This window comes from Candidatus Aciduliprofundum sp. HYA1 (assembly GCF_056175085.1).
The window spans coordinates 567,220-590,594 of sequence record NZ_CM149694.1 but is presented as its reverse complement, the minus strand read 5'-3'; the positions used below and the strand labels follow the sequence as shown (position 1 = coordinate 590,594).

Below are 23,375 nucleotides of genomic sequence, written 5' to 3'. Positions count from 1 at the left end.
TTGATATCATTCTGCCAAGAGCCATCTCCAGAGAGGAATGAAAGTTATCTCTCCATCTTCTTCATAATCCCAGGTGATTATCGTTTTGTTTTTACATCTCAGTTCTTCTCCCGCTTTTTCCAATGCTTTTATTTCTCTTTTCTCTATCTCGTCCTTTCCTGATGCGTAAGTAACCTGAATCAATTCTTTTATTTTCTCTTTTTCTTTAACTACGAAATCCACCTCTCTTCCCTGGTGGTCTTTCCAGTAATATATCTCTGTTAACGGTCTTCTTCTCCTCAGCAGTTCTAAAAATACTGCATTTTCCATCTTTTTCCCTAGATTCTCACTGGTTTCTATAATCTTGGCAAAGCCCGTATCATTCAAATATACCTTGCTTATTGTTAGATCTCTCTTTCTTACAGAATAATCGAATTTTTGAATAGGGTACATAAACTGCACATCTTCAAGCATAGAGAAATATGTGTAAAGCGTGTTCTTACTCACCTTTATACCCTGTGATTTTAGAGTATTATAATATTTATGAACACTGAACTCCTTGGAGAAAGAAGTGATAAGAGCTCTCATTAACCATTTGATCAATCTCGTATTTTTTACATTGTACCTATCTATAATATCTCTGTAAATCACCAGATTGAAATATTCATTTAATATTCTCAATTTATTTTCTCTATTAGCTTCCTGAATGATCTCAGGAAAGCCACCAAACTCCAGATACCCACTGAGATTTGCAATCAATCTCGATTTACCCCTTGAGCTGAGCATATTTGGGTTGAACTCTAAATTTTTCATTTTTAAATATTCTCTGAACGAAAACGGAAGGAGAAGATATGATAAAGTTCTGCCTCGCAGTGCAGTGGCAATTTCCCTGCTCAGAAGCTTGGATGATGAGCCTGTAATGAATATTTTGAATCCCTCATCATGCAATGCCCTTATAGCCACCTCCCAGTTTCTTATGCCCTGGGGCTCGTCTATAAATAGCATAAGCGAGTCATCTGAGGATTCTGGATAGAGTTGCCAGTGCAGCTTTATGATGTCTCTTATCTCTTTAAAATTCACATCTATCAGTCGTGGGTCCTCAAAGTTAAGATATAGGATACACTCCTTTTTTGTTCCTATTCTTATGTACTCTTTCATCAGCTGGTACATAAAATATGTCTTCCCTGCTCTTCTGGGCCCGATAATGCTAATAATTCTCTTTGTATCACCTATTTTCAGCTCCCTCTCTACAAGCTCAGGCAAAGCCCGCTCCTGAAAATCTATAAGATATTCCCTTATCTCAGCCACATTCATAGTATTTCCTAGAGGGAAATATTTATAATAAAGTTTCCCCCTATATGGAACTTTTTGAACGAAATCACTTATGAGGGTTTAGTAGCCATTTCCAGAGAGGGATGTAGTTTATCTCTCCATCTTCTTCATAATCCCAGGTGATTATCGTTTTATTTTTACATCTAAGTTCTTCTCCTGCCTTCTCCAGTGCTCTTATTTCTCTTCTCTCAATCTCATCCTTTCCTGATGCGTATGTGACTTGGATTAACTCCTTCACTTTCCCTTCTTCCTTAACTACGAAATCTACCTCTCTTTGCTGAGCATCTTTCCAGTAGTATATTTCCATATCCAATTTTTCCCTGCTTTTTCTGTAAAGTTCCAGAAACACAATGTTTTCAGTGTTCCAGCCCTGGTTCTCTGAGAATTTGTAACTCACCGCATTTGCCAGACCCTGGTCTATTGCGTAGTACTTGTTTATTTCTCTCATCTGCTCTTTCAACTTGTAAGAAAACATTCTGAGAGGAATTGTTAGATATGCATCTTCCATATACCGAAGATATTTTGACACAGTATCAACTGCCACGCCGGTGGCTCGAGCAACACTTCTGTATGTCATCGTTCTCGATGAGTGACTGATAACATAGTAGGCTATTCTCCTGGCAAGATGATAATCTGCCCTACGCAGAGCACTTATATCCCTTGCAAGGATATCATCAAATAACTCGTTCAAATAGCGGTTTCTCGCCATCTCCCCCATCTTCAGGGCCTCTGGATAACCGCCAGTCTTCATGTAATTGTACAGGTGGTGCAGAATATCACCTTTTTTGTACTCTATTACATCTTTACTAAAACCACTCCAGCCCCGGTATTTCAGAGACTCCCTGAAGGAGAACGGAAAGAGATGAAACGTGATATGCCTCCCGGTCAATACCCTTCCAACATCTTCTTTAAGCAGAGATGAAGAAGAGCCGGTCACAAATATTTGAGAGAATTGATGTGTGTCGTGTAGGGTTCTAACCCATCTCTCCCATCCTATTTTTTCCTGTACTTCATCAAGAAAAATATACTTGATATTGGGAGATATCTTTCTGGACTCGGAGAGTATGGTATCAAAATCTGCGTTGTATATGCTATTATCATCAAAATTGAGAAGCATAATGTTCTTGGGGTCCTCTCCCCTATCTATCAACCTTCCTATTATCTGATACAGAAGCGTGGTTTTCCCCGCTCTTCTCGGACCGACTATTCCCTTTATCAAACCCTGTCCCAGAAACATCTCAATGTCTCTCAGTTTTTCTCTCTCCACACCCAATAGACTATCGCTCACCCGCTTCTCAGCCCACCAGGGATTCCACCTCCTTATCGCATCTGACAACATATATGTGAAAATGGGAAAAGAATATTTAAATATTTCCACGGTGGTAGACAAAAAATGTATTTTTTGTAAATTATTGTCGATATTTGAGTAGCCATTTCCACAGAGGAATGTAATTTATCTCTCCTTCTTCTTCATAGTCCCAAGTGATTATCGTTTTATTCTTGCATCTTAACTCCTCTCCCGCTTTTTCTAACGCTTTTATTTCTCTTTTTTCTATATCGGTCTTATCTGAAGCGTAAGTCACCTGAATTAATTCTTTTATATTCTCTCTTTCTTTCACTACAAAATCTACCTCTCTTCCCTGATGATCTTTCCAGTAGTATATCTCTCTATCTCTATTCCAGTAACTCTTCCTCCTCATAAGCTCTATCGCCACTGTATTTTCCATAACATGGCCCAGGTTTTCTGAAAATTTTGAGCCCATTACATTGGCCAATCCTACATCTATGGCGTATACCTTTCTGGGATTGAGAAGCTGCTGCTTTACAGAATAGCTGAACTTGGGTACAAAAATAAATAATCGGGCGACTTCAAAGTACCGTGAAAAACGCTCTACCGAGTCAAGAGATAGATTAACTATGTTTTTGAGACGGTTGTATGATTGTAGCGTGCCTGTGTTTGAGAGATAGATGTGCGCAAGCTTTGATATTTTCTCAATCTCACGAACATGGTACCTTCTTATGATGTCCTTCATTATTATATCGTCAAAGTACTGCATAAGAAGCGCAATTTTCGTTCTCTCTGCCCCGATTAATGTGACCTCTGGAAAACTGCCATATTTCAGATACTCATCAAAACTCTTTAAAATTTCAAGCTTGTTTTTGTGCATCTCTAATCCTTTAAATTCGATATTTCTCCAGCTTAGAAACTCCCTGAAACTCAGCGGAAAAACTTCAAAATCCACATGTCTGCCCGTGAGCACAGATGCATATTCTTCACTCATAAGCTTGGATGACGAACCTGTTACAATAACCTTTATTTTCTTTGATTCTGCATATAACCTCGCAACTCTTTCCCACCCTTTAATATTCTGTACCTCATCCAGAACTAAAAGAGATAATTTTGCATCAGTCTCACGCTCGTACAGCTCCACAACCTTGATTATGTCCTCTGCTGTGAGCTCACTCAATCGAGGATCTTCAAAGTTTATCATCAGGCTATTTTTTCCTCTATTTTGCATTAGTAGATATGCTAGATGACTTTTGCCCGCTCTTCGCACTCCTGTGAGCGAGAGAATTATGTTATCTGGAGCTAAATTCGGAACTCCTTCTCGCCCTCTCAATTCTACTCTGTAATTGCCCCACAGGTTCCAGTCAACCAGCGCATCCATTACTCGCTCTCTATTCATATTTTTTCATATGCTTTAAAATCTTATAAGTTTATCGGTAAGTTTTTTGGAAAATCTACCGATATTTTATATGAATTTGAGATTCAACATATAATCTCATGGTCTTTAAAAAATTTGTGATTTGAATGATACTCAAGAAGGTGATCCCTGATATCCTCCCTTTCGATCATTAGGATGTAATAAAGGATAATCATTTAAAAAATTTTCCTTCTAATAAGGATAATTATGCACAATCCCCACATTTATTCGTTTTTTGTCGAAGAAAAGTATTATATATCAACGAATATTACGATGATCTGGTGAGGAGGAATGAACAATCCAAGAAGTATAGAAAAGGTGCAGGAAAGAATAGAGGGGGGACGATTACGCGTTGGAGATATACAGGTACCACGGAAACGGCGATTGAACCATGCATCCCTCATCTCTATTTTTCGGAATTTATGATATATTTTATCTCCCTGCCAGTTATCTGCCTGTACACGTACTCTATCACGAAGGATATAAGAACCATGACTCCAAACACAGCCACACCCACAGGATTTCTAGGTGCAACCTGAATGAAGAGTATGCCCACGGCGAAGAATGCAAGCACTGTACCTAGAAGAGATATGGCGCGGTTTCCTCCAGTTTTTCTGTAGAGCCTGAAATTGGCAAGATTCACCAGGCCGAATAGTATCAGAAATCCAGAACTGCCAATCGTGGAGATGCTGGACAGGTCAAACAGGTTTGCCACAACGATTGTTAGACCGGCAGTTATGAGCAATCCCTCGATGGGCCTGCGCCATACCCTTCTCTCAAAGAGTTCGGGCAGCTCACCGTCCCTAGCTATTATGTAACTGACCCTGGCAGAGCTGTAGAGGGTGGCATTTATGGCCGATCCTGTGGAGAGAAGTGCGGCTATGGCTATGAGAAGGAATCCCGCAGATCCTAGAAACGGCCTTGCAGCCTCTGCAAGAGCGTAGTCCCTGGCATTCACGAGATCCTGCAATGGCAAATTTCCCACAGCAACCACCGCTATGGCAACGTACAGGGCTATCACGAATATGACCGAGGCGTAATAGGCCCGTGGAAGGATTCTCTTCACATCATCCACATCCTCGGCAGTGTTGGCTATTAATTCAAATCCCTCATAGGCCAGAAAGATGATCATTCCCCCTGCAACAAGGCTCACGGGAGATACCCAGGTACTGGGCGCGAGCCTGGAGAGATGTACAGACCACATCCCTATGACAACGAAAAACAAGAGGATGGCGATCTTTATGCCCACTATGTACTCCTCAGACTCTCCCACAAACTTGGAACCGAGAATATTTATCACTGTGAAAAGGATAATCGCGAGGGTGATGAGCATGTGCTTCCAGAAAAGGTAGTTGCCCGGGAAAAATGTGGCCCCGTAACTTCCGAACGCGTAGGAGTACAGGGAAAGCATAATTATATAGCTCAGATAGAGAAGGATGTTCAGGCCTCCCGTGAATACCCCGGTACCGTAGGCGTGGTTCAGAAATTCCACCGTGCCTCCCCTGCTTGGATATGCCACACTTAACTTGGCATAGGAATAGGAGGTTATGAGTGCCACGATCCCGGCTATGGCAAATGCCACAGGCGTGCTTCCATGGGCCAGCTGGGCTGCAAGCCCTAAAACTGCGAATATGCCACCTCCCACCATACCTCCAACACCCAGGGCAAATACGGACCAGAAACTCAGGGTCTTGCTCTTGCTCACAATCCTTATATGCTTTTCAATATCTTAAACATTTTTATCATTTCTTACATAAATTGATTTTCATTAAAATGTTACATATACTCCTGCAAAAAATTAAATGCTTAGATGTGCATATCTTCTCTATGAAAGTTGGAGATGTTATGAAACTCGTGACCTCAACTCCAGCCGTTGTTGATGAAAATGCAACCCTCCCCAAGGTACTGAAGGAGATGGTTAAGGACCCAAGAACCCAGGTTGTATACGTCGTGAGCTCTCAAAAAAAGATTGTGGGAATCATAACCCTTAGTATGGCACTTGAGTACCTGTATCACGAGCACATACCTCCCCAGTATCTGGATTTTCGGCTTGAGGTGCTTGAAAGCGAGAAGGTGGAGGCCAGAGATATAATGCTTCCTCCCGTATATGTGAAGGAGAAAGATCCAATAAGCGATGCATTTGCAAAGATGTTCGAGTACCATCTAAACGAGTTGCCTGTGGTGAATGATGAGATGCACGTTGTTGGGGATCTGCACGCTCTAGAACTAATCAAGGGTGAATTTAGCAAAAATTAAATATTTAAAAACGATTGAGGGAAAAGGGTGATATATATGGGTAAAATAGAAATAGACAAAGCGAATGGAAAGCTTGGAGTTCTTATTGTTGGATTGAACGGTGCTGTGAGTACAACATTTATGGCAGGTGTTGAACTGATAAGAAGGGGGCTGGGAAAGCCCTATGGTTCTGTAACACAGATGCAAACGATACGTCTTGGAAAGAGAACTGAAAAGAGATTTCCCTTAATAAAGGATTTTGTACCTCTGGCAAAGCTGGATGATCTTGTTTTTGGTGGGTGGGACATCACCAATATATCCGCCTACGAAGGAGCTTTAAAGGCCGGAGTTCTAAAAAAAGAAGATCTTGATAAAGTTAAGGATTTTATGGAAAATATCAGACCAATGAAGGGCGTGTTCAACCAGTACTACGTGAAGAGGCTTAAGGGAGATTACGTAAAGCCTTGGGAAAACAAGATGGAACTGGCAAAACAGGTAATGGAAGATATTAAAGAATTCAAAAAGAGGGCTGGGGTGGATCGCCTCGTTATGATCTGGGCTGCAAGCACAGAGATATATATACCTCCAAGCGAGGTCCATTTATCCTTAGAAAATTTTGAAAGGGGACTTGAGGAAAATCACAAGGACATATCTCCAAGCATGATTTATGCTTATGCTGCCCTGAAATCTGGTATTTCATTTATAAATGGCGCTCCTGGTCTCACTGTGGATTTCCCGGCCATGTACGAACTTGCGGATAAGATGCATGTTCCAATTGCGGGAAAAGATTTCAAAACAGGGCAGACACTTATGAAAACCATAATAGCGCCAGGTTTGAAAGCCAGAATGATAGGGATTAGCGGCTGGTTTTCCACAAATATCCTGGGAAACAGAGATGGAGAGGTCCTTGACGACCCAGAATCCTTCAAAAGCAAGGAAGTGAGCAAGCTCTCTGTGCTGGGTACCATCTTGCAACCCGACATGTATCCCGAACTATACGGCAATATATATCACAAGGTTCGCATAAATTACTACCCACCCAGAGGAGATAACAAAGAAGGCTGGGATAATATTGATATCTTCGGATGGCTGGGGTACCCAATGCAGATAAAAATTGATTTTCTATGCAGAGATAGTATTTTAGCTGCGCCTGTGGTCCTGGATCTTGTACTATTCATGGATCTTGCACAGAGGGCACATCTTAAAGGCATACAGGAATGGCTCAGTTTCTACTTCAAGAGCCCCATGGTCGCTCCGGGATTGTATCCTGAGCATGACCTGTTTATTCAGCACACCAAACTTAAGAACTTCCTCAGATACCTTATGGGGGAGGAGTTGATAACACATCTGGGTGTGGAGTACTACGATTTGTTCTAATACCATTTTTTTTCTTTGATAACCCTCTCTGCCCTTTTCAAATCTTCCTGAGTGTCCACTTCCACCCACCCGAACCCGCTTATATCGATATATTTGATTGCCTCTCCCATATTTGAGAGTTCCTGAAGAACATACTCAGCATGCACTCGACCGCTATACCTTTTATCTAAATCTTCTACTGTAGAAATATATATTTCTAATTTTTCCTTGGGAACATAAGTCATTCCAACATATCCACCAGTATATTCCTTTAATTTTTTATCAATTTTTATAATATTTTCGTTTGATATATAAACTTTCATATCATCATCATTAAGATTCCTATCAAAATCACAGAATGCTGTAATATATCCCTTAACTTCATCAAACTTCTTTGCAATATCAGGATTATAAATATGATCCGTGTTAAAAAGTATAAACGAATCATCTATGCTTTTTAATCCACATTTTAGAGAGATAATATTTCCTTTATCAAAATCTTCGTTTTTCACTAAAATAATTTCAAATGGCCACTGACTTGTATCCGCTTGTATAAGCTCATTCAGCTTTTCATAGAAGTATCCTCCAACAATAACTACATGAGATATGTTTTTTATACCGGTTATAAATTTTAAAACATACCAAATTAAAGGCCTTCCGTTAACTTTAACCAATGCCTTGGGGATATCCTTGGTGTTTTCCTTTAATCTACTACCGAGTCCAGCAGCCATTATCAATGCTTGCATTCTGCCACCTCCTCTAAAAATATAGGCAATTCTTCAAACCATTTGATCACTCTGATATGTGGGTATCTTTTTTGCCATTCCTCCTTGGAGAATGTCCTGTCTATGGCAACAAAAGGAATTCCAAACTCAATTGCTATTTTCGCGTCCCACCAAGAATCACCAATAAAAACCATTTCTTCTTTACCAACACGATACTTGTTCATCAAATATTCAAAATGATCCTTTCCCTTTGAAAAATTTTCTCTGTAACCAAGAATTTCATCAAATAAATCCTTAATATTGTTATCCTCAAAATACTTCAGAACTAGATGTTCAAAATTGTTGGAAGATACCACAAAAATTAACTCTTTATGCCTCAATCTTTCTCTTTTTAGCACCTCATAAAGTTTATTAGGAAAAGGTTCTGAAAAAAAGAACCTGAGTTTTTTCTCTTCGTATTCTTTTGCTGCAGATGGATTTCTCGCATCCCCAGGGAATAAAACTTCAAGCTGTTGAAAAAAGGGAATTCCAGAAGTTCTAAAATACATACTTTTTGCCTCTTTTTTAGGAATACCATAATACTTATATATCACCTCTGAGGCTACTTTTCCAAAATATTTCATAGTGTCAATAAGCGTTCCATCAAGATCAAATACTACAGCCTTCACACAATATTTAAAGGACATCACTCCCTTTAACCCATACACACTTATTAACCTTGTGGTTCCAACAACTCCTCTATGAGTGAAATCACCCGATCTGAGGATTTTCCATCAACACCCCGATGAATAAAGTGTAAGGCCTTTTCATAATTTTCCATATCGATCTCGTAATCCCCGTTGATTGTTTTTTCCAATGCCTCAAAAAATTCTTTTTCTGTTTTCACATGAATGCCGGGCCTGAGCTCCGGTGGTACCTCGGATTTTCCACACCCATTTAGGAGTGAATTTCCCTAAATAGATTTATCTCAACCCTCTTAGATGGGCGGAAAACGGATAATCAACTCCATATGTGGCAAAAATCTTAAGAACTTCAAACCGTGTTCAAGCCCTTCCGTAATCATCCTCCAAGCGTTCTATATCATCTTCACCCACATAACTTCCCATCTGAATCTCTATAATTTTTAAAGGTTCCCTTCCCGGGTTTTCCAGCCTGTGTATCTCTCCAACTGGCACATATGTGCTCATACCTGGAGTTAAATCAAATACCTTATTTCCAATGGTTATCCTTGCTGTACCGCTTATAATAACCCAGTGCTCACTCCTGTATCTATGCCTCTGAAGACTTATTCTCTTTCCTGGATTCACCACGATCTCTTTTATCTTGTAGTTTTCAGACTCGCGAAGAACCGTGTACCTGCCCCATGGCCTGTAAACCGTAGTTGAGTGCTTAACCCTAGGGTCATTCATGTCCTTGAGTTTGCGAAAAACATCCCTAACATTCTGCTCCATATCCCTTTGAGCCACGAGAAGCGCATCAGGAGTATCCACTATCATCATATTCTCAATACCAAGAGCAACCACAAGTTTTTCGCTATGTACCACATTCTCTCTAGATTTGAAACTCAAAAACTCACCTTGGAAGATATTCCCTCCATCATCCTTCTCAAGATACTTGGCAAGGGAGTTGAATGAACCCACATCGTCCCAAATCCCATAAAAGACCACTACCGCGGCTCTCTGAGTTTTCTCCATTATCCCATAATCCATTGATATGCCCTCAATGGATGAATACGCCCTTGATATATCATCATCCTCAAATGCCCTTTTCATATTTGGTTGATATTTCTCAACTTCTCCCAAGAATATATTTTTGGAGAAGAGAAATATGCCACTGTTCCAAAGATATCCGCTCTTCACATACCCTATTGCGGTTTCCATATCAGGCTTCTCCTTAAATTCCTCTACCCTGTATCCTAGAATCTCCCCATTTTCTATTATCTCCTTACCCGGCCTTATGTATCCGTAACCTGTATGAGGTCTTGTGGGTTTGATTCCAAATACCACGATATGTTCCCTAGCAAGTTTTTCTCCCATTTTAAAAGCCTTTAGGTACTCATCATTCACCTCAACCATATGATCCGCAGGCATAGCGGCAATAACATCATCTTCTTTAACTCGCATAACTCCATAAAGAATGGCAGGCAGCGTGTTCTTTCCAACGGGTTCAAGGAGGATGTTCTCATCAGGAATATCCTCACCAATTTCTTCAATCTGATTCCTCACTATGAACCTGTAGATATCCCTAGTAACCACATATATCTCTTCCGACCTGGAGAATATCCTAGCCCTCCTTACAGCCTTCTGAAAAAGAGACTCTCCCTGAAATATCTGTAGGAATTGCTTGGGGTAATCCTCCCTACTCAGAGGCCATAATCTCGTGCCGGAGCCACCCGCCAGTATTATGCTCTTCAAGTTATCACCTCTGTGGAATTGCGAAGGAGTTATAAATAAATTTTTGAAATTAATCTTTAAATATTTACAGTTGATTAGGGGATGAGGTCTATGAAGATTTTAATGCTTCTCTCCAACCCATATCTTGTGGATCCTCGGGTTCAGCAGGAGGCAAATGCCTTAGTTGATGCGGGACATGAGGTAAAGATAATAGTTTGGGATAGAAAAAGAGATTGTGATAAAAGTGGTTATGAGGGAAGAGTGGAAATTTTCAGAATACACAACGAAGGTCTGATGAAAAAATTGCCAGGCGATACTTCTAAAGAGCCACTGTGGTGGTACAGAGCATATAAGATGGCAAAGAAAATAAGAGATGAATACAGGTATGATGCTGTTCATGCCCATGACCTTGACACTCTTCTCATCGGCGTATTACTAAAAAAGAAATACGGAATAAGATTGATATTCGACGCTCATGAGATATTTAGCTACATGATTGAAGGTTTTGTACCAAAACCCGTGGTGTGGGCAGCTAAGGTAATGGAAAACACACTTATTCCTTTCTCTGACCACATAATAACTGTAAACGAGGTTTTTAAAAGACATTATTCACGATACGGCAGGCCAATAACCATTGTGAGAAACGCAAAACCACTGATTTACAAAGAATATGCCCCTCCAAACAACAATATTTTCACCCTCGTATACATAGGGATAATGTCAAGAGATCGTTTCTTTCCACAGGTTGTTGAGCTCGTGGGAAAAATGAAAGATGTGCGGTTAATTCTGGCTGGAAAAAAAGAGGGTTTATATTATGAAATGGAAAAACTCTCAAAAAAATACGATAATGTCGAGTTTCTGGGAACAATACCTACAGAGCAGATTTACCCCCTTACAAGGCAGGCAGATGCAACTTTCGTTCTTGTTGACCCCAAAAATCGAAATAATAGGCACACTGTTTTCAACAAACAGTTTGAAGCAATGCTTTGTGGCAGACCAATAATTGTTACCAAGGGCACATTTGCAGCAGAGATGACTGAGAAATACCGGTGCGGAATAACCGTGGAGTATGATGAAAAATCTATAAAGGATGCCATAATTACCCTTAGAGACAACCAAGAGCTGAGGGAAAAACTTGGAAGAAACGCCTTTGAGGCCGCAAGGAAAATATTCAACTGGGAAAATGAGAAAGAAAAATTACTGAAAATATACAGGAGTGTGAAATGATGAAAATAGGTATCTTTGGTTTGGGAAGAATCGGACTTCCCATTGCTCTTGTAAGCGCGGATAGCGGGTATGAGGTAATAGGAATAGATATCAACCAGCGCCTGGTTAATGAGTTGAAAAACAACATTGCACCTTTTAACGAACCGGGCCTATCAGAGTTGCTGAATAAAAATATTGGAAAGTCGTTTTTTCCCATGCTTCCTGAGGAAGGCATGGCACATCTGAAAGATACAGAATATATACTTATCTGTGTGGGCACTGAATTTACCAGATATCCCCAAAAACCAACACTTGACAGGTTGTTCAAAATCATTGAGAGAATAGTTGAGCAGGGAATAAAAGAAAAAACAATAATAATGAGGGTTACTCTCCCAATTGGAACGCTGGACCGGGTTAAAGAAAAAATTGAGTCTCTAAGCGGCTTAAAAGAGGGTGTGGATTTCTGGCTGGGGTTCGTTCCTGAAAGGCTTATGGAAGGTCGGGCCATTGAAGAGGAGCGCAATCTGCCAAAAATTGTGGGCACCTACTCAGACGAAAGCTTTGAAAAGATTAAGCAATTCTTTAGCAAAATAGGGGGTGAGGTGATAAGGGTTTCAAATCCGAGAACCGCAGAGCTCATAAAACTCATAGACAATGCCTGGAGGAATCTCAAATTCTCCTTCGCAAATGAACTGGCATACCTTGCAGAGGTGAACGGCATAGATGTTCTTGAAGCCATAAACTCCGCAAACAGAGGTTACAAGAGAAACCAGATACCGATTCCCGGCCCTGTGAGTGGTTACTGCCTAGGAAAGGATCCTTATCTACTTGAACTCGCATTTGAAAAAATTGAAAAAAGAAGAGGTTTTAATTCTGTGTGGTACTACGGTCGCAGGACCAACGACTGGATGATGGACAAGGTGCTCTCCGAAATAAATGGCAAATCCATTCTCGTGGCAGGATTAACATTCAAGAAAGACATTGATGATTTCAGGTACAGTTTTGGCGGGTATCTTGTGGAAAATTTGATATCTCGGGGGTATGACGTTTATATACATGACCCATTCATTAACCAGAACTACTATACCACACTTCCACCTGAATTAGAAAAGAAAGTTAAAATATGCAAGATGATAGGGGATTGTGCCTCATTTGTAGATACTATTGTCTTTGCCACCAACCACAGCGAGTACTATGAGCTGAATCTTGCTGAGTTAGATGAAAAACTAACCAGAAAAATTTTAATTGTTGACCTCTGGAACATATTCTACAAAAAGGGCATTGACTTCAGAAATATAGAATACCGGGGGCTTGGGGTGAAGATATAGATGGACGAAAAGGAAAAATACATGGTAAAAACCCTTCAGGCCGTCAAAGAAGCCCTGGATGAGGAAAATGTTACCTTCTGGCTCGATTCTGGAGGATTGTTGGGAGCAGTTAGGGATAAGAGACTCATTCCATGGGACCACGATGTTGAGGTTGGCGTATGGGAGGAAGAGTTGCCAAAGGTGTTGAAAGCATCCAATAAATTAATAAAAAGAGGTTTTGTAGTAGATTATCTTCTCTGTGAGGGGGGAGAAAAATCAATAATAGTGAGTTTGGATGAATCTCGTAAGCTACCGGTGGTTATAGAAATTCATGTTGATCTTGGGAATGAGGCAGGATTTGGAATGCTAATGGGAAGCAATAACGGAAGTGGCCGCCTGAGGGAAATATTTAGAAGGGGCATGAAATATCTGTACTCCGCAATCTCCACACCAGAGTATATGGGTGCAAAACCACCCTATGTACCACGCGCTTTCCATATTTCACTTTTCAAATTATTAACACATATTTCCTTAGCTAGGAGAAAAAAAATACTTGGTATGTTCAACAAATATCTGAATTTTATGGGATTCCGCTGGGTCTACAGCAAAGTACCATCTCATTATTTTAAGAATTTTGATGAAATTGAATTTTATGGGATGACTTTCAAAACCCCGGCACCATTGCTTGAATATATTGAATTCAGATATGGCAAGGATTGGAGAACCCCCAAGAAAGACTGGAGCACCATGCGAGATGATGGTGTGATGGCATATATGAGGGATAAAAAATGAAGGATGTCCCGCAATACCTCATAAGTTTTAGAGATAAAATACACCTCCCATCAGATTCACCGATATATAAGTTAGATAAAGAAGGAGTCATACTTTACAAGATCCCATATACACCCAGATTTGATTATTACCCGGTTAATATTGCCCAGTATGCCCTGGGAAATTATGAAATGTTCCTGGAAACTAAAGAAGAGAAATATAAAGAGAATTTTTTGAGAAATGCCCGATGGCTTCTGGAAAACATGAGCGTTAAAGATGGGGCGGGAGTATGGCTCCATAACTATACTCTTCCGTATGGGTACAACTTCAAGGTTCCGTGGATACACGGTATGGGACAGAGTTTGGCCATATCAACTTTTATAAGAGCCTATAATATAACGGGGAACGAAAAATACAAAGAGGCCGCCAAAAAGGCCCTGAGGGTTTTTGAGTTACCAATTGAGGAGGGAGGTGTTAGATACGTGGATTCACACAACAATATTTGGTACGAGGAGTATGGGGTGATTCCTCCAGTTCATATACTAAACGGATTTATGTACATACTTATAGGACTTCACGAAGTAAAAACATATCTTGAATCTTCTGATGCTGAAAAGATGTTTGAAGAGGGATTAAAAACATTAATAGTAAATCTTTCAGAATACGACAGCGGATACTGGTCTCTCTATGATCTATTGCACAAATATCCTGCCACTCCAACATACCATTCGCTTCATATTGCACAATTAGAGGTTATGTACTCCATAACACATAACAAAATTTTTAAGGAAGTTGCAGAAAGATGGGATAGTTATCAAAAAAGTAAGACTAATGTTCTTAAAGCAAAGATCACAAGGAACAGTATACACTTTAAAAAATTGGGGATTGTTGGAGGCATTATAAGGTGGATGAAGATGAGAGAATATTTTAAAAAATAGGGGTATATATATGAATATAATGATAATTGGATCGAAATTATCCAATCCATATCTTGGGCCTTCTGTGGTATTAAAAAATACGTTAAATGGTTTTTTAGGGATAAATGAGAAGTTGGACAAATACGACATACACCTAACATTTTTATCTTTTGATGACAAAATGGAAAAAACATATACACCCAATATAGATGTGATCAGTGTAAACAAACTTCCATTTTTTGATGTTGCTGGGGAAATCCAAACACTATTCAGAAGAGTAAATATAGAGGTTGATGTGGTTCACACTCATATACTTCAGTTCATTCCTGCATATTTAAGAAAGAAGATATTGTTCACCATCCATGGTGTAGGATGGAACGAAAAGAAATTTAAAAAAAATTTGGGAAACAAATTTACAGAAATTTTATGGGAAATGAGACTTAAATCATATTACAAATTCATTTCGAAGCTCGTAGCAATATCACCCTATGTTGTTGATGAGCTCAAAAAGAGAGGTTTTGACACATCAAAAACAGAAATTATTGGAAATCCTGTATCCGATGATTTTTTCAATGTGAAAAAGAATTGGGATAACATTATATTATATCCTGCAACAATAAAAAGTTTAAAGAATCAATTTGGTTTTTTGAGAGCCATCTCTAAAATAAAAAAAGAGATAAAGGATTATAAAATAGTATTTGCTGGCTCAGGTGATCCAAATTATATTGCTCAAATAAGAGAATACTCACGTAAAGAAGGAATTAATGTTGATTTTTTAGGAAAAGTACCTTATACCTCTATGCCCCATTTGTACTCAAAAGCATCCTTGGTTACTCTTGTTTCATTTCAAGAAACTTTTTCTATGGCTCTTTTAGAAGCTATGGCTACTGGAACTCCCGTATTGGCTTCGGGTGTGGGCGGGGTACCTTGGCTTCTTAAAAACTGCGGATACGTTGTTGATCCAAATGATACAAACGAGATTTCAAAGAAGATTTTAGAGATAATAGAGGATGATTCCCTGAAAAAGGCAATGGGTAAAAAATGCAGAAATAGAGCAGAAGATTTTAGAAGCGAGAAAATTGCAAGAAGATTATTAGATCTCTATATGAACATATAGGCAATTTGGAGATTTTTCTAATTCATATATTTATTAAACTGTTTAAACATTACTTCTATCACGTTTATTATTTCTTTCTCTCTTCTACTTTCCGGAAATAACTTCATAATCCTTTCCCTTGCTTTCTTCCCTAAATCATCCGTTTCCTCGAGAGCCATTTTTATAGCCTCCGCCGTCGCTTTAGGATCTCCATAAGGCACATAAAATCCCACGTCACCCATCACCTCAGGTATTCCTCCTCTCCCGGTGCCCACGGGAATATCCTCCGCTAGCATAGCCTCACAGAGAGTGTTAGGTAAACCCTCACTTAGTGATAGTTGAGCATAAATCTTAGCCTTTTGGTAATATGATAACAATTTTTTATGTGGAACATACCCCACTATTTCCACATTTGATGGGGCAATTTTCTTTAAGAATTTCTCACATTCCCCCCTGACCCCTATCAATATGAACTTTGTATTGGGTAAATATCTTGCAGTTTTTACAAAGGTGTCCAATCCTTTTACCTTTATCCTTCTAAGATCATCTTTGGCGGAAGCAACAGTTAATACAACATTCTCCTTTTTACCTCCAGGTTTCCAGAAATTGGTATTGTATCCCGTAGGAACAACATATATCTTCCTCCCAGAAACCCTCGCGTTTTTTATAATTTCTCTTTTTAAATAATTACTCACTGGAAGTAACTTCGAAGCATTTCTGAGAACATACCTTGCAGGCACCCTCTCTTTAAAATTTGAAAATGCTCCGTATTTTATTTCTGGCAAAGATACAGCGTCGTAGCCACCAACCACAATTACTGATGGTTTCTTATATCTCCTGGCATAATGCACCGCGGGAAGGGTGTGCCATCCGGCGAACCAGCCAAAAACAAGATCCGCACCTTTCACTTTCTTTTTAACAAGCGAGGGATATTTGATCCACTCTGTTTTGATCTTTGGCTGTTCTGTAACATCAACCTCGTAGTGCTTGCTGAGAATCTCATGATCTCTCTTAACAAAGGTATATCTTAGCTCACCAAAAAAGGCGATTCTCGGATCTTGAAGATTTTTTTTATCTCCCACCCTACTTTTTTCTTTTTGCATCCACTTCCTCCATATACGGAATCTCTAATAATATTTTTTGCCACCCTAATTCTCATCCTATAAAATCATCCCTGTGAGCCAAGAGCGTGATTTGGAGCAACATATTTTTAAAATCAGGCGAATTTTAAATGTTGGTGATGAAAATATGGGGAGCAATGCAATTTATTCCATACCTCTAATTGGCTCGCTCAATTTCTCAATGAGATACTTCCAAAATCCTGCTACAATAATACCCTTGCTTCTTGGAAATGGCAGAAAGATCAGAATGAAAGGATCCAAGAGTATTGAGATAGAACTTGAAGGCAAGGAGGACCTGTGGAAACTGAAAAATCTCATGGCTGAGGGATGGAAACTCATCGGTGCGGAAAAAGATATTTTGTACGTGAAAAGGGACAATATCACCGTAGCAGTCCCACCATACAAATTTGGGGTTCTCAGAGAACCGCTCTTAGAGTATCATGTGTTTGATTACTCAAATGCTACCGTCCTAGATGTAGGAGGATACATAGGTTATTCATCCGTCCTCTTCACCAAGTGGGGTGCAAAAAAGGTTATTGTGTACGAGGTACAGAGAGAAAACATACCCTTAATAAGGAAGAATATGGAGCTCAATGGTGTTAGGGGAGAGGTTTACAATATAGGCGTTGCTGAGAATGATGGTGAGATTGAACCCAGATACCGCGTGCCCGGAAGCACAACCGTAGGATTGGATGGGGATAAAACATACAGGGTCAGGGCAATCTCAGCAAGAAAAGTTCTCACTCAGCACAGGATAGATATTGCAAAATTTGACTGCGAGGGTTGCGAGTACTCGCTACTCTCTGTGCCCTGCAACATTCTTAGAAACGTGCCAAACTACGTGATGGAGTACCACAAAGGATCGGATAGATTAAAAAGAAAATTTGAAAGTTGCGGGTATGAAGTCTCTCCTCTCTGGAAAATCAACAACAGAGTTGGTGGGCTAAAGACGGAAAGTAAACATTAAATAACATTATAAGATTTTCCATTTATGCCAGATTCCATAAAATACTCAATCTGCACCACTGTGTACAACAACGCGCCGAGAATAAGGGCCAGTATGGAGTCAATATTAAAGTACATAAACCCAGAGGAGTTCGAGATTGTAATTGTGGACAGCAAATCTACGGACGGCACATGGGAAATTTTGCAGGAATACACAAGGAAGTACGAGAATATTAAACTCATCAGGAAGAAATGCAAGCGTGGTCGTGGAAGGCAGCTTGCATTTGAAAATTCAAGGGGAGAGTACATAATTCAGGTGGATCTGGACACCGTGTATTATCCACAGTGGTGGGAATTCATAAAAGCGTACGAAAAGTGGGAGGGTCGTGGCAGGTACGCCGTGCAGGCGGTGTATTCAGGCATATATCCAAGGCACCTCCTTGAGAAGGTTGGAGGCTGGCGCAACTTGCAGCATCAAGAGGATTTTGATCTCTGGTGGCGTCTGATTGAGATAGGTGCATTTAAATGGTATCCTCTCATAACAGGAGATAACTGGAGGATGGAAGAGCCTGAAAAAAGGCAGGCAAATAATCCTATTGCAGTTGCGTGGAGAAAATTTATAAGTGAGAAGGATAAGTATATAGTGAGAACAGAATTTGAATTAAAAGAGATACTTGAAATAGTTAGAAAATACACGTCCTCTAGAGCTAAATATTATCTATTTTGGGTTCCATTGGAACTTTTGGCCTACATATCCGGTTTATTTCATAAAAATAAAAAAGTAACTAAAGATTTAAGAAGGGAAAAATTTGAAGAAACTATTATAAACTTTAAGATTCCCAATGGAAAAATAAGGTGTTTCCCTCCAACTATCTCGAACTGCAAAACATTATTTAACCCAAAATCCCATAACCTCCCATGATCCTCATCACCGGCTCTTCGGGGCAAGTTGGCTCATATCTCGTTGAGAGCATAGAAGATGGTATAGGTCTGGATACACGTCCCTCCAAGTACACAGAGATTCTCTGGGACCTGAAAAAGGATCCTTCCAGCGTGCTGGAGAATTATGAAATCAATGCTATTATTCACTGCGCCGCGCAGGTTAGCGTGGTGAAGAGCGTGGAAGATCCGAAGTTCGATGCAGAGAATAACATAATAGGCACCCTGAATCTTCTCGAATACGCAAGAAAGCACGAAGTGGAGCAGTTCATCTATATCTCCTCCGCCGCCGTGTACGGGGAACCAAAGTACCTGCCAATTGACGAGGAACATCCCACAGAGCCGAAGAGCCCCTACGGACTGAGCAAGTTAACAGGCGAGAGATATGCCCTTCTCTACGGAGAATTGTACGGATTGCGAGTTGTATCCATAAGGCCATTCAACATATTCTCCCCAAGACAGGACCCAGGCAATCCGTACAGCGGGGTAATTTCAATATTTGTGGATAGGGCCAAGAGAGGTCTACCACTGATAGTACATGGTGATGGGGAGCAGACAAGGGATTTTGTAAATGTGCACGACGTTGTGCAACTCGTGAATCTCGTGCTGGAAAAAAGGGAAACGGGCATATACAACTGCGGCACGGGCAGAGAGACGAGCATAAACGAACTGGCAAATATGATAAGGGAAATAAGCGGGAGAGATGTGGAGATAATACACGATAGGCCCAGGGAAGGAGATATAAAAAGGTCCTATGCGGACATATCCAGGGCAAGAAAAATTGGACATGATCCAAAAACGGATCTGAAGGAGGATCTGAGGAGATTCTTCTTCTAAAACACCCTGCTACCCGTGCCTATCACACCCTTCACCCTGGCCCCTGGGGCAATGGATGTATGCGCCCCGATCATCGTGCCAACATCGATGCTCACATTTATGCCCGTGTGAACATAATCGCCCATCACAACTCCCAATTTTCTGCGACCCGTATCAACAATTTTTCCCTTCACGGGAACCTTTATACTTCTCTCGTCGAGTCTCAAATTCGCTACCTTGGTGCCTGCTCCGAGATTGCAGTGTTCACCTATTATACTATCACCCACATAGTTGAAATGGGGAACATTTGAATCGTTCATTATTATTGATGCCTTAACCTCGCTCATCCCGATGTGGCAGTTATCTCCAATGACAGTGTAGGGACGGATGTACGCATTTGGCCCGATTTTGCAGTTCTTGCCTATGAGCACTGGCCCCTCTATGTACGTACCGCTCATTATCCTCGTGCCCTCACCAACGCATACCTTGCCCCTGATAACCACATTCTCCTCCACAAGCCCTTCCACCTTACATTCCATATTCTCCAGATAGGCCCTCGTGGCATCCAGAAGATGCCAGGGCATACCTATATCAAGCCACAGTCCATCGTATTTCACAATTTTCACCCTGCACTCCTTGGCCAACATATTAACGGCATCTGTGAACTCAATCTCCCCTCTGGGCGATAATCTCACCCTGTGCAGGTACTCGAATATTTCACGCCCAAAAACATAAACCCCTGCATTCACAAGCCCGGACGAGCCAGGCACCTTTTCCCTTATCTCCTCCAGATACTCGTCTCCCAGCAGCAGTCCATACTGGGAGGCATCCTTCTTGTGCACCCCCAGAAGCGCGTTATCGTAATTCAAAATCTCTCTCAATGCTCTACCCTCAAAATAGAGGTCCCCATTCACAATTAGAAATCTATCATCATCGTATTTTTCAGCGTATAGCACGGCGTCTCCTGTGCCGCGGCGCTCCTTCTGGTACACATAATCTATCCTCGCGCCCCTGTACTGATAACCGTATCTATCGGCAATCTGCCTTCCCTCGTATCCGATCAAAATGGATATGTCCTCAATTCCTGAGTTCACGATGGCATCCAAAATATGCTCAATTATTGGTTTATTTCCCAGGGGAATTAGGGGTTTGGGCCTCGTATCCGTCAGAGGCCACATCCTTGTGCCCTCTCCCGCTGCAAGGATGAATGCACGCATGGGTAGAGAATCCCGTGAAAATATAAAATCTTAACCTAAAATTTTTATAGGATTTCCATACTTTCACCCCATGGAGGGAATTGAGGAGATCATAGCGGCCTTACCAAAGGCGGAACTGCACATCCATGTTGAGGGAACCCTTGAGCCAGAGTTAATGTTCAGATTGTCAAAGGAGAACAATGTGCACATTTCATACGATTCTGTGGATGAGATAAAAAAAGCTTATGAATTTGAAAATCTTCAGGATTTTCTGAACATCTACTACAGGGGGATGGATGTTTTAAAGAATGAGGATGATTTTTATCAACTCACCTGCAATTATCTTAGGAGGGCGAATGAGAACAACGTGAAGCATGTGGAACTTTCCTTCGACCCTCAGGCCCACACACGCAGGGGATTAAGATTCGAAGATGTTGTTGAGGGAATTCTCAGGGCCCTAAAGGATGGAGAGAGGAAATATGGAATATCGTGGAAAATAATTCTATCCATTCTGAGGGATATGCCCGTTAACGATGCTATTAGCACCCTTGAGCAGGCCGAGGCCTACCTGGATGTGATACACATCCTGGGTCTGGATTCTGCAGAACTCGGCAATCCACCCTCAAAGTTCAAGAGGGTTTTTGAGAAAGCAGAGAAACTGGGTCTTTTAAAGGTTGCCCATGCCGGAGAGGAGGGCCCAGCCGAGTACGTAAGGGAGGCGGTTGAGGTTTTGGGCGTGCACAGGATAGACCATGGTGTGAGAACCGTTGAAGATCCATTGCTCCTGCGAGAACTTGGAATGAGAAGGATGGCCTTTACCCTTTGCCCACTATCAAATTTAAAATTGAAGGTTGTTCATTCGCTGAAAAATTATCCGCTCCGGGAGATTATGCACGCCGGTATAATTGCCACCATCAATTCCGACGACCCCGCATATTTTGGAGGTTATGTTAACGAAAATTATCTTGCTCTGAGCAGGGTACTGAAACTGAGCGAGGAGGAGATAATAACTCTGGTCAAGAACTCTATAATCGGAAGTTTTGCCCCAAAGGAGAGAAAGAGAGAGTTGATCGAAAGCATAGAAAAAATCAGGAGTTCAATGCCTGAATAATTGTATCCATTATTCTTCTTGCCCTTTGCTCACTTTCCATCTCAACAGTTATGCGAACCTTTGGCTCTGTACCAGAGAATCTTATGAGAAACCATCCCCCGTCCAGACGCACACGGTAACCATCCAGGCGCTCAACCTCGTAATCCTTTGCCAGGTTCTCTATCCTTCTCTCCATTTCCCCGCGGTTTTCATAGTATATGCTCCTTCTAAGAGTGCTGTATCTGGGAAAATCAGACACGATGGCATCTATGTCTTCCCGCATCGCAATCTCAGCAAATTTCAAAGCGGCGTATATGGCATCAGGTGTGTACCTCCACCTCGCAAATATCTGCGTTCCAGAGTTCTCGCCTCCAAACTCCACTTCAAGGCTCTTCATCGTCGCCGATACATTGGCATCCCCAACCCTGCATCTTATCACTTCTGCGAAGTTTTCAAGGAGCATGGAGGAATCCACCGGGGCAACTATTCTGCGGAATCCAAGCACCTTGGCAAAAATGGCAAGAATATGATCCCCATCCAGATACCTTCCTGAGGAGGTTATGGCCACAAATCTGTCGGCATCCCCATCGTGGGCTATGCCCAGATCCGCGTTTGAGGAAAGAACCATATTTTTCAGATCTCTCAGATTCTCCTCGCTGGGCTCGCTGGGATGCCCGGGAAAATGACCTGAGGGGTGGCAGTTTATGGTTACCACCTTAGCCCCGAGTTCCCTGAGGATGAAGGGCGTTATCACACTCGCGGCACCATTGGAGCAATCCACAACAATCTTCAAATCCAAATGCTCAAACTCACGCAAAAGGGCTTCATAATGCTCATTCAACGCATTTTCCTCGTGCCATTTTCCAACCCGGTTCCATTCCACAACCTCGCCTGTAAGGTTCGAAATCTGCTCATCGGTAAAGGCGGAGCCATCAGGGTTCCACAGCTTGATACCATTGTACTCCGGAGGATTATGAGATGCGGTGATCATCACCCCAGCATCGTGGTGCCTCGCAGCATAGGCAAGTGTGGGGGTTGGAACCTTTCCAGCATGATAGAGATCCGCACCTCCTGCCATAATGGCTCCTGCCACTATGGATAGAAGGGAATCCGATGTTTCACGAAAATCTGACGCAATAACCACGGATTGATGGGAGTTCCCAAGTGACAGGCCAAGTTTATAGGCAATGTCGAGAATCTCTGCACCCCATTTTGCCCTTATACCAGACGAGCCGGAGAAATTCAT

The 23,375-nt window shown here is 41.2% G+C and carries 22 protein-coding genes; 11 read left to right on the top strand and 11 right to left on the bottom strand.

Annotation, left to right across the window (positions count from 1 at the left end; translation table 11 throughout):
• Positions 1-6 precede the first annotated feature (6 nt).
• From AC0S1O_RS03325 to AC0S1O_RS03310, 4 genes are all read right to left on the bottom strand, one after another.
• A complete protein-coding gene (locus AC0S1O_RS03325; protein ID WP_475394344.1) occupies positions 7-1,293 on the bottom strand; it encodes an ATP-binding protein in 1,287 nt (428 codons plus the stop codon).
• A gap of 64 nt (positions 1,294-1,357) precedes the next feature.
• Positions 1,358-2,650 carry an ATP-binding protein gene (locus tag AC0S1O_RS03320; protein ID WP_475394343.1) on the bottom strand — a complete coding sequence of 431 codons (1,293 nt, stop codon included), beginning with the start codon at positions 2,648-2,650 and terminating at the stop codon, positions 1,358-1,360.
• 70 nt (positions 2,651-2,720) lie between these two features.
• Positions 2,721-3,980 carry an ATP-binding protein gene (locus tag AC0S1O_RS03315; RefSeq protein ID WP_475394342.1) on the bottom strand — a complete coding sequence of 420 codons (1,260 nt, stop codon included), beginning with the start codon at positions 3,978-3,980 and terminating at the stop codon, positions 2,721-2,723.
• Positions 3,981-4,422: 442 nt separating this feature from the next.
• On the bottom strand, positions 4,423-5,664 hold the full coding sequence (locus tag AC0S1O_RS03310; protein WP_475394461.1) for an APC family permease: 1,242 nt from the start codon (positions 5,662-5,664) through the stop codon (positions 4,423-4,425).
• Between the two features lie 179 nt (positions 5,665-5,843).
• Here AC0S1O_RS03310 and AC0S1O_RS03305 point away from each other — a divergent pair, with 179 nt between their 5' ends.
• Positions 5,844-6,272, top strand: a complete 429-nt coding sequence (locus AC0S1O_RS03305) for a CBS domain-containing protein (RefSeq protein WP_475394341.1) — start codon at positions 5,844-5,846, stop codon at positions 6,270-6,272.
• 36 nt (positions 6,273-6,308) lie between these two features.
• Positions 6,309-7,628, top strand: coding sequence for an inositol-3-phosphate synthase (locus AC0S1O_RS03300; protein ID WP_475394340.1), 1,320 nt, complete (start codon positions 6,309-6,311; stop codon positions 7,626-7,628).
• On the opposite strand, the gene AC0S1O_RS03295 is transcribed toward AC0S1O_RS03300, so the two are convergent.
• The 4 genes from AC0S1O_RS03295 to AC0S1O_RS03280 form a co-directional block, all read right to left on the bottom strand.
• Complete coding sequence (locus AC0S1O_RS03295) at positions 7,625-8,353, bottom strand: phosphocholine cytidylyltransferase family protein (protein WP_475394339.1); 729 nt, start codon at positions 8,351-8,353, stop codon at positions 7,625-7,627. The genes AC0S1O_RS03300 and AC0S1O_RS03295 overlap by 4 nt on opposite strands.
• The gene (locus AC0S1O_RS03290; RefSeq protein WP_475394338.1) at positions 8,341-9,039 is read right to left on the bottom strand and encodes an HAD family hydrolase; all 699 of its coding nucleotides are present in this window, start codon (positions 9,037-9,039) and stop codon (positions 8,341-8,343) included. The genes AC0S1O_RS03295 and AC0S1O_RS03290 overlap by 13 nt, the downstream gene beginning before the upstream one ends.
• A gap of 5 nt (positions 9,040-9,044) precedes the next feature.
• Positions 9,045-9,218: a hypothetical protein gene (locus AC0S1O_RS03285; RefSeq protein WP_475394337.1), complete on the bottom strand. Its 174-nt coding sequence runs from the start codon at positions 9,216-9,218 to the stop codon at positions 9,045-9,047.
• Between the two features lie 157 nt (positions 9,219-9,375).
• A complete protein-coding gene (locus AC0S1O_RS03280) occupies positions 9,376-10,746 on the bottom strand; it encodes a mannose-1-phosphate guanylyltransferase/mannose-6-phosphate isomerase (protein WP_475394336.1) in 1,371 nt (456 codons plus the stop codon).
• 81 nt (positions 10,747-10,827) lie between these two features.
• Between AC0S1O_RS03280 and AC0S1O_RS03275 the strand changes: the two genes are divergently transcribed.
• From AC0S1O_RS03275 to AC0S1O_RS03255, 5 genes are read left to right on the top strand one after another with little or no spacing between them, the layout of a single operon-like run.
• Complete coding sequence (locus tag AC0S1O_RS03275) at positions 10,828-11,952, top strand: glycosyltransferase family 4 protein (protein ID WP_475394335.1); 1,125 nt, start codon at positions 10,828-10,830, stop codon at positions 11,950-11,952.
• Entirely contained in the window at positions 11,952-13,259 is a 1,308-nt protein-coding gene (locus AC0S1O_RS03270) for a nucleotide sugar dehydrogenase (RefSeq protein ID WP_475394334.1), read from the top strand. The genes AC0S1O_RS03275 and AC0S1O_RS03270 overlap by 1 nt, the downstream gene beginning before the upstream one ends.
• Entirely contained in the window at positions 13,260-14,030 is a 771-nt protein-coding gene (locus AC0S1O_RS03265) for a LicD family protein (RefSeq protein ID WP_475394333.1), read from the top strand. It begins immediately after the preceding gene.
• On the top strand, positions 14,027-14,947 hold the full coding sequence (locus AC0S1O_RS03260; RefSeq protein ID WP_475394332.1) for a D-glucuronyl C5-epimerase family protein: 921 nt from the start codon (positions 14,027-14,029) through the stop codon (positions 14,945-14,947). Before AC0S1O_RS03265 ends, AC0S1O_RS03260 begins: the two co-directional genes overlap by 4 nt.
• A gap of 10 nt (positions 14,948-14,957) precedes the next feature.
• Positions 14,958-16,043: a glycosyltransferase family 4 protein gene (locus AC0S1O_RS03255; protein ID WP_475394331.1), complete on the top strand. Its 1,086-nt coding sequence runs from the start codon at positions 14,958-14,960 to the stop codon at positions 16,041-16,043.
• Positions 16,044-16,060: 17 nt separating this feature from the next.
• Here the strand turns inward: AC0S1O_RS03255 and AC0S1O_RS03250 are convergent, their stop codons facing one another.
• Positions 16,061-17,125 carry a glycosyltransferase family 4 protein gene (locus AC0S1O_RS03250; protein WP_475394330.1) on the bottom strand — a complete coding sequence of 355 codons (1,065 nt, stop codon included), beginning with the start codon at positions 17,123-17,125 and terminating at the stop codon, positions 16,061-16,063.
• A gap of 145 nt (positions 17,126-17,270) precedes the next feature.
• Between AC0S1O_RS03250 and AC0S1O_RS03245 the strand changes: the two genes are divergently transcribed.
• From AC0S1O_RS03245 to AC0S1O_RS03235, 3 genes are read left to right on the top strand one after another with little or no spacing between them, the layout of a single operon-like run.
• The gene (locus AC0S1O_RS03245; RefSeq protein WP_475394329.1) at positions 17,271-18,110 is read left to right on the top strand and encodes an FkbM family methyltransferase; all 840 of its coding nucleotides are present in this window, start codon (positions 17,271-17,273) and stop codon (positions 18,108-18,110) included.
• 24 nt (positions 18,111-18,134) lie between these two features.
• Entirely contained in the window at positions 18,135-19,010 is an 876-nt protein-coding gene (locus AC0S1O_RS03240) for a glycosyltransferase family 2 protein (protein ID WP_475394328.1), read from the top strand.
• A complete protein-coding gene (locus AC0S1O_RS03235; RefSeq protein ID WP_475394327.1) occupies positions 19,007-19,864 on the top strand; it encodes an NAD-dependent epimerase/dehydratase family protein in 858 nt (285 codons plus the stop codon). The genes AC0S1O_RS03240 and AC0S1O_RS03235 overlap by 4 nt, the downstream gene beginning before the upstream one ends.
• On the opposite strand, the gene glmU is transcribed toward AC0S1O_RS03235, so the two are convergent.
• Complete coding sequence (gene glmU / locus AC0S1O_RS03230) at positions 19,861-21,060, bottom strand: bifunctional sugar-1-phosphate nucleotidylyltransferase/acetyltransferase (protein ID WP_475394326.1); 1,200 nt, start codon at positions 21,058-21,060, stop codon at positions 19,861-19,863. The two genes, AC0S1O_RS03235 and glmU, sit on opposite strands and share 4 nt — an antisense overlap.
• Before the next feature lie 70 nt (positions 21,061-21,130).
• Between glmU and AC0S1O_RS03225 the strand changes: the two genes are divergently transcribed.
• Complete coding sequence (locus AC0S1O_RS03225) at positions 21,131-22,150, top strand: adenosine deaminase (RefSeq protein WP_475394325.1); 1,020 nt, start codon at positions 21,131-21,133, stop codon at positions 22,148-22,150.
• Here the strand turns inward: AC0S1O_RS03225 and AC0S1O_RS03220 are convergent.
• Positions 22,128-23,375: a phosphohexomutase domain-containing protein gene (locus AC0S1O_RS03220; protein WP_475394324.1), complete on the bottom strand. Its 1,248-nt coding sequence runs from the start codon at positions 23,373-23,375 to the stop codon at positions 22,128-22,130. The two genes, AC0S1O_RS03225 and AC0S1O_RS03220, sit on opposite strands and share 23 nt — an antisense overlap.

What these genes read in the sequence shown, in the direction of transcription:
- AC0S1O_RS03325 (WP_475394344.1), bottom strand. Translation starts at nt 1,293, where the DNA reads ATGAATGTGGCTGAGATAAGGGAATATCTTATAGATTTTCAGGAGCGG.
- AC0S1O_RS03320 (WP_475394343.1), bottom strand. Translation starts at nt 2,650, where the DNA reads ATGTTGTCAGATGCGATAAGGAGGTGGAATCCCTGGTGGGCTGAGAAG.
- AC0S1O_RS03315 (WP_475394342.1), bottom strand. Translation starts at nt 3,980, where the DNA reads ATGGATGCGCTGGTTGACTGGAACCTGTGGGGCAATTACAGAGTAGAA.
- AC0S1O_RS03310 (WP_475394461.1), bottom strand. Translation starts at nt 5,664, where the DNA reads ATGGTGGGAGGTGGCATATTCGCAGTTTTAGGGCTTGCAGCCCAGCTG.
- AC0S1O_RS03305 (WP_475394341.1), top strand. Translation starts at nt 5,844, where the DNA reads ATGAAAGTTGGAGATGTTATGAAACTCGTGACCTCAACTCCAGCCGTT.
- AC0S1O_RS03300 (WP_475394340.1), top strand. Translation starts at nt 6,309, where the DNA reads ATGGGTAAAATAGAAATAGACAAAGCGAATGGAAAGCTTGGAGTTCTT.
- AC0S1O_RS03295 (WP_475394339.1), bottom strand. Translation starts at nt 8,353, where the DNA reads ATGCAAGCATTGATAATGGCTGCTGGACTCGGTAGTAGATTAAAGGAA.
- AC0S1O_RS03275 (WP_475394335.1), top strand. Translation starts at nt 10,828, where the DNA reads ATGAGGTCTATGAAGATTTTAATGCTTCTCTCCAACCCATATCTTGTG.
- AC0S1O_RS03270 (WP_475394334.1), top strand. Translation starts at nt 11,952, where the DNA reads ATGAAAATAGGTATCTTTGGTTTGGGAAGAATCGGACTTCCCATTGCT.
- AC0S1O_RS03265 (WP_475394333.1), top strand. Translation starts at nt 13,260, where the DNA reads ATGGACGAAAAGGAAAAATACATGGTAAAAACCCTTCAGGCCGTCAAA.
- AC0S1O_RS03260 (WP_475394332.1), top strand. Translation starts at nt 14,027, where the DNA reads ATGAAGGATGTCCCGCAATACCTCATAAGTTTTAGAGATAAAATACAC.
- AC0S1O_RS03255 (WP_475394331.1), top strand. Translation starts at nt 14,958, where the DNA reads ATGAATATAATGATAATTGGATCGAAATTATCCAATCCATATCTTGGG.
- AC0S1O_RS03250 (WP_475394330.1), bottom strand. Translation starts at nt 17,125, where the DNA reads ATGCAAAAAGAAAAAAGTAGGGTGGGAGATAAAAAAAATCTTCAAGAT.
- AC0S1O_RS03245 (WP_475394329.1), top strand. Translation starts at nt 17,271, where the DNA reads ATGGGGAGCAATGCAATTTATTCCATACCTCTAATTGGCTCGCTCAAT.
- AC0S1O_RS03240 (WP_475394328.1), top strand. Translation starts at nt 18,135, where the DNA reads ATGCCAGATTCCATAAAATACTCAATCTGCACCACTGTGTACAACAAC.
- AC0S1O_RS03235 (WP_475394327.1), top strand. Translation starts at nt 19,007, where the DNA reads ATGATCCTCATCACCGGCTCTTCGGGGCAAGTTGGCTCATATCTCGTT.
- glmU (WP_475394326.1), bottom strand. Translation starts at nt 21,060, where the DNA reads ATGCGTGCATTCATCCTTGCAGCGGGAGAGGGCACAAGGATGTGGCCT.
- AC0S1O_RS03225 (WP_475394325.1), top strand. Translation starts at nt 21,131, where the DNA reads ATGGAGGGAATTGAGGAGATCATAGCGGCCTTACCAAAGGCGGAACTG.
- AC0S1O_RS03220 (WP_475394324.1), bottom strand. Translation starts at nt 23,375, where the DNA reads ATGAATTTCTCCGGCTCGTCTGGTATAAGGGCAAAATGGGGTGCAGAG.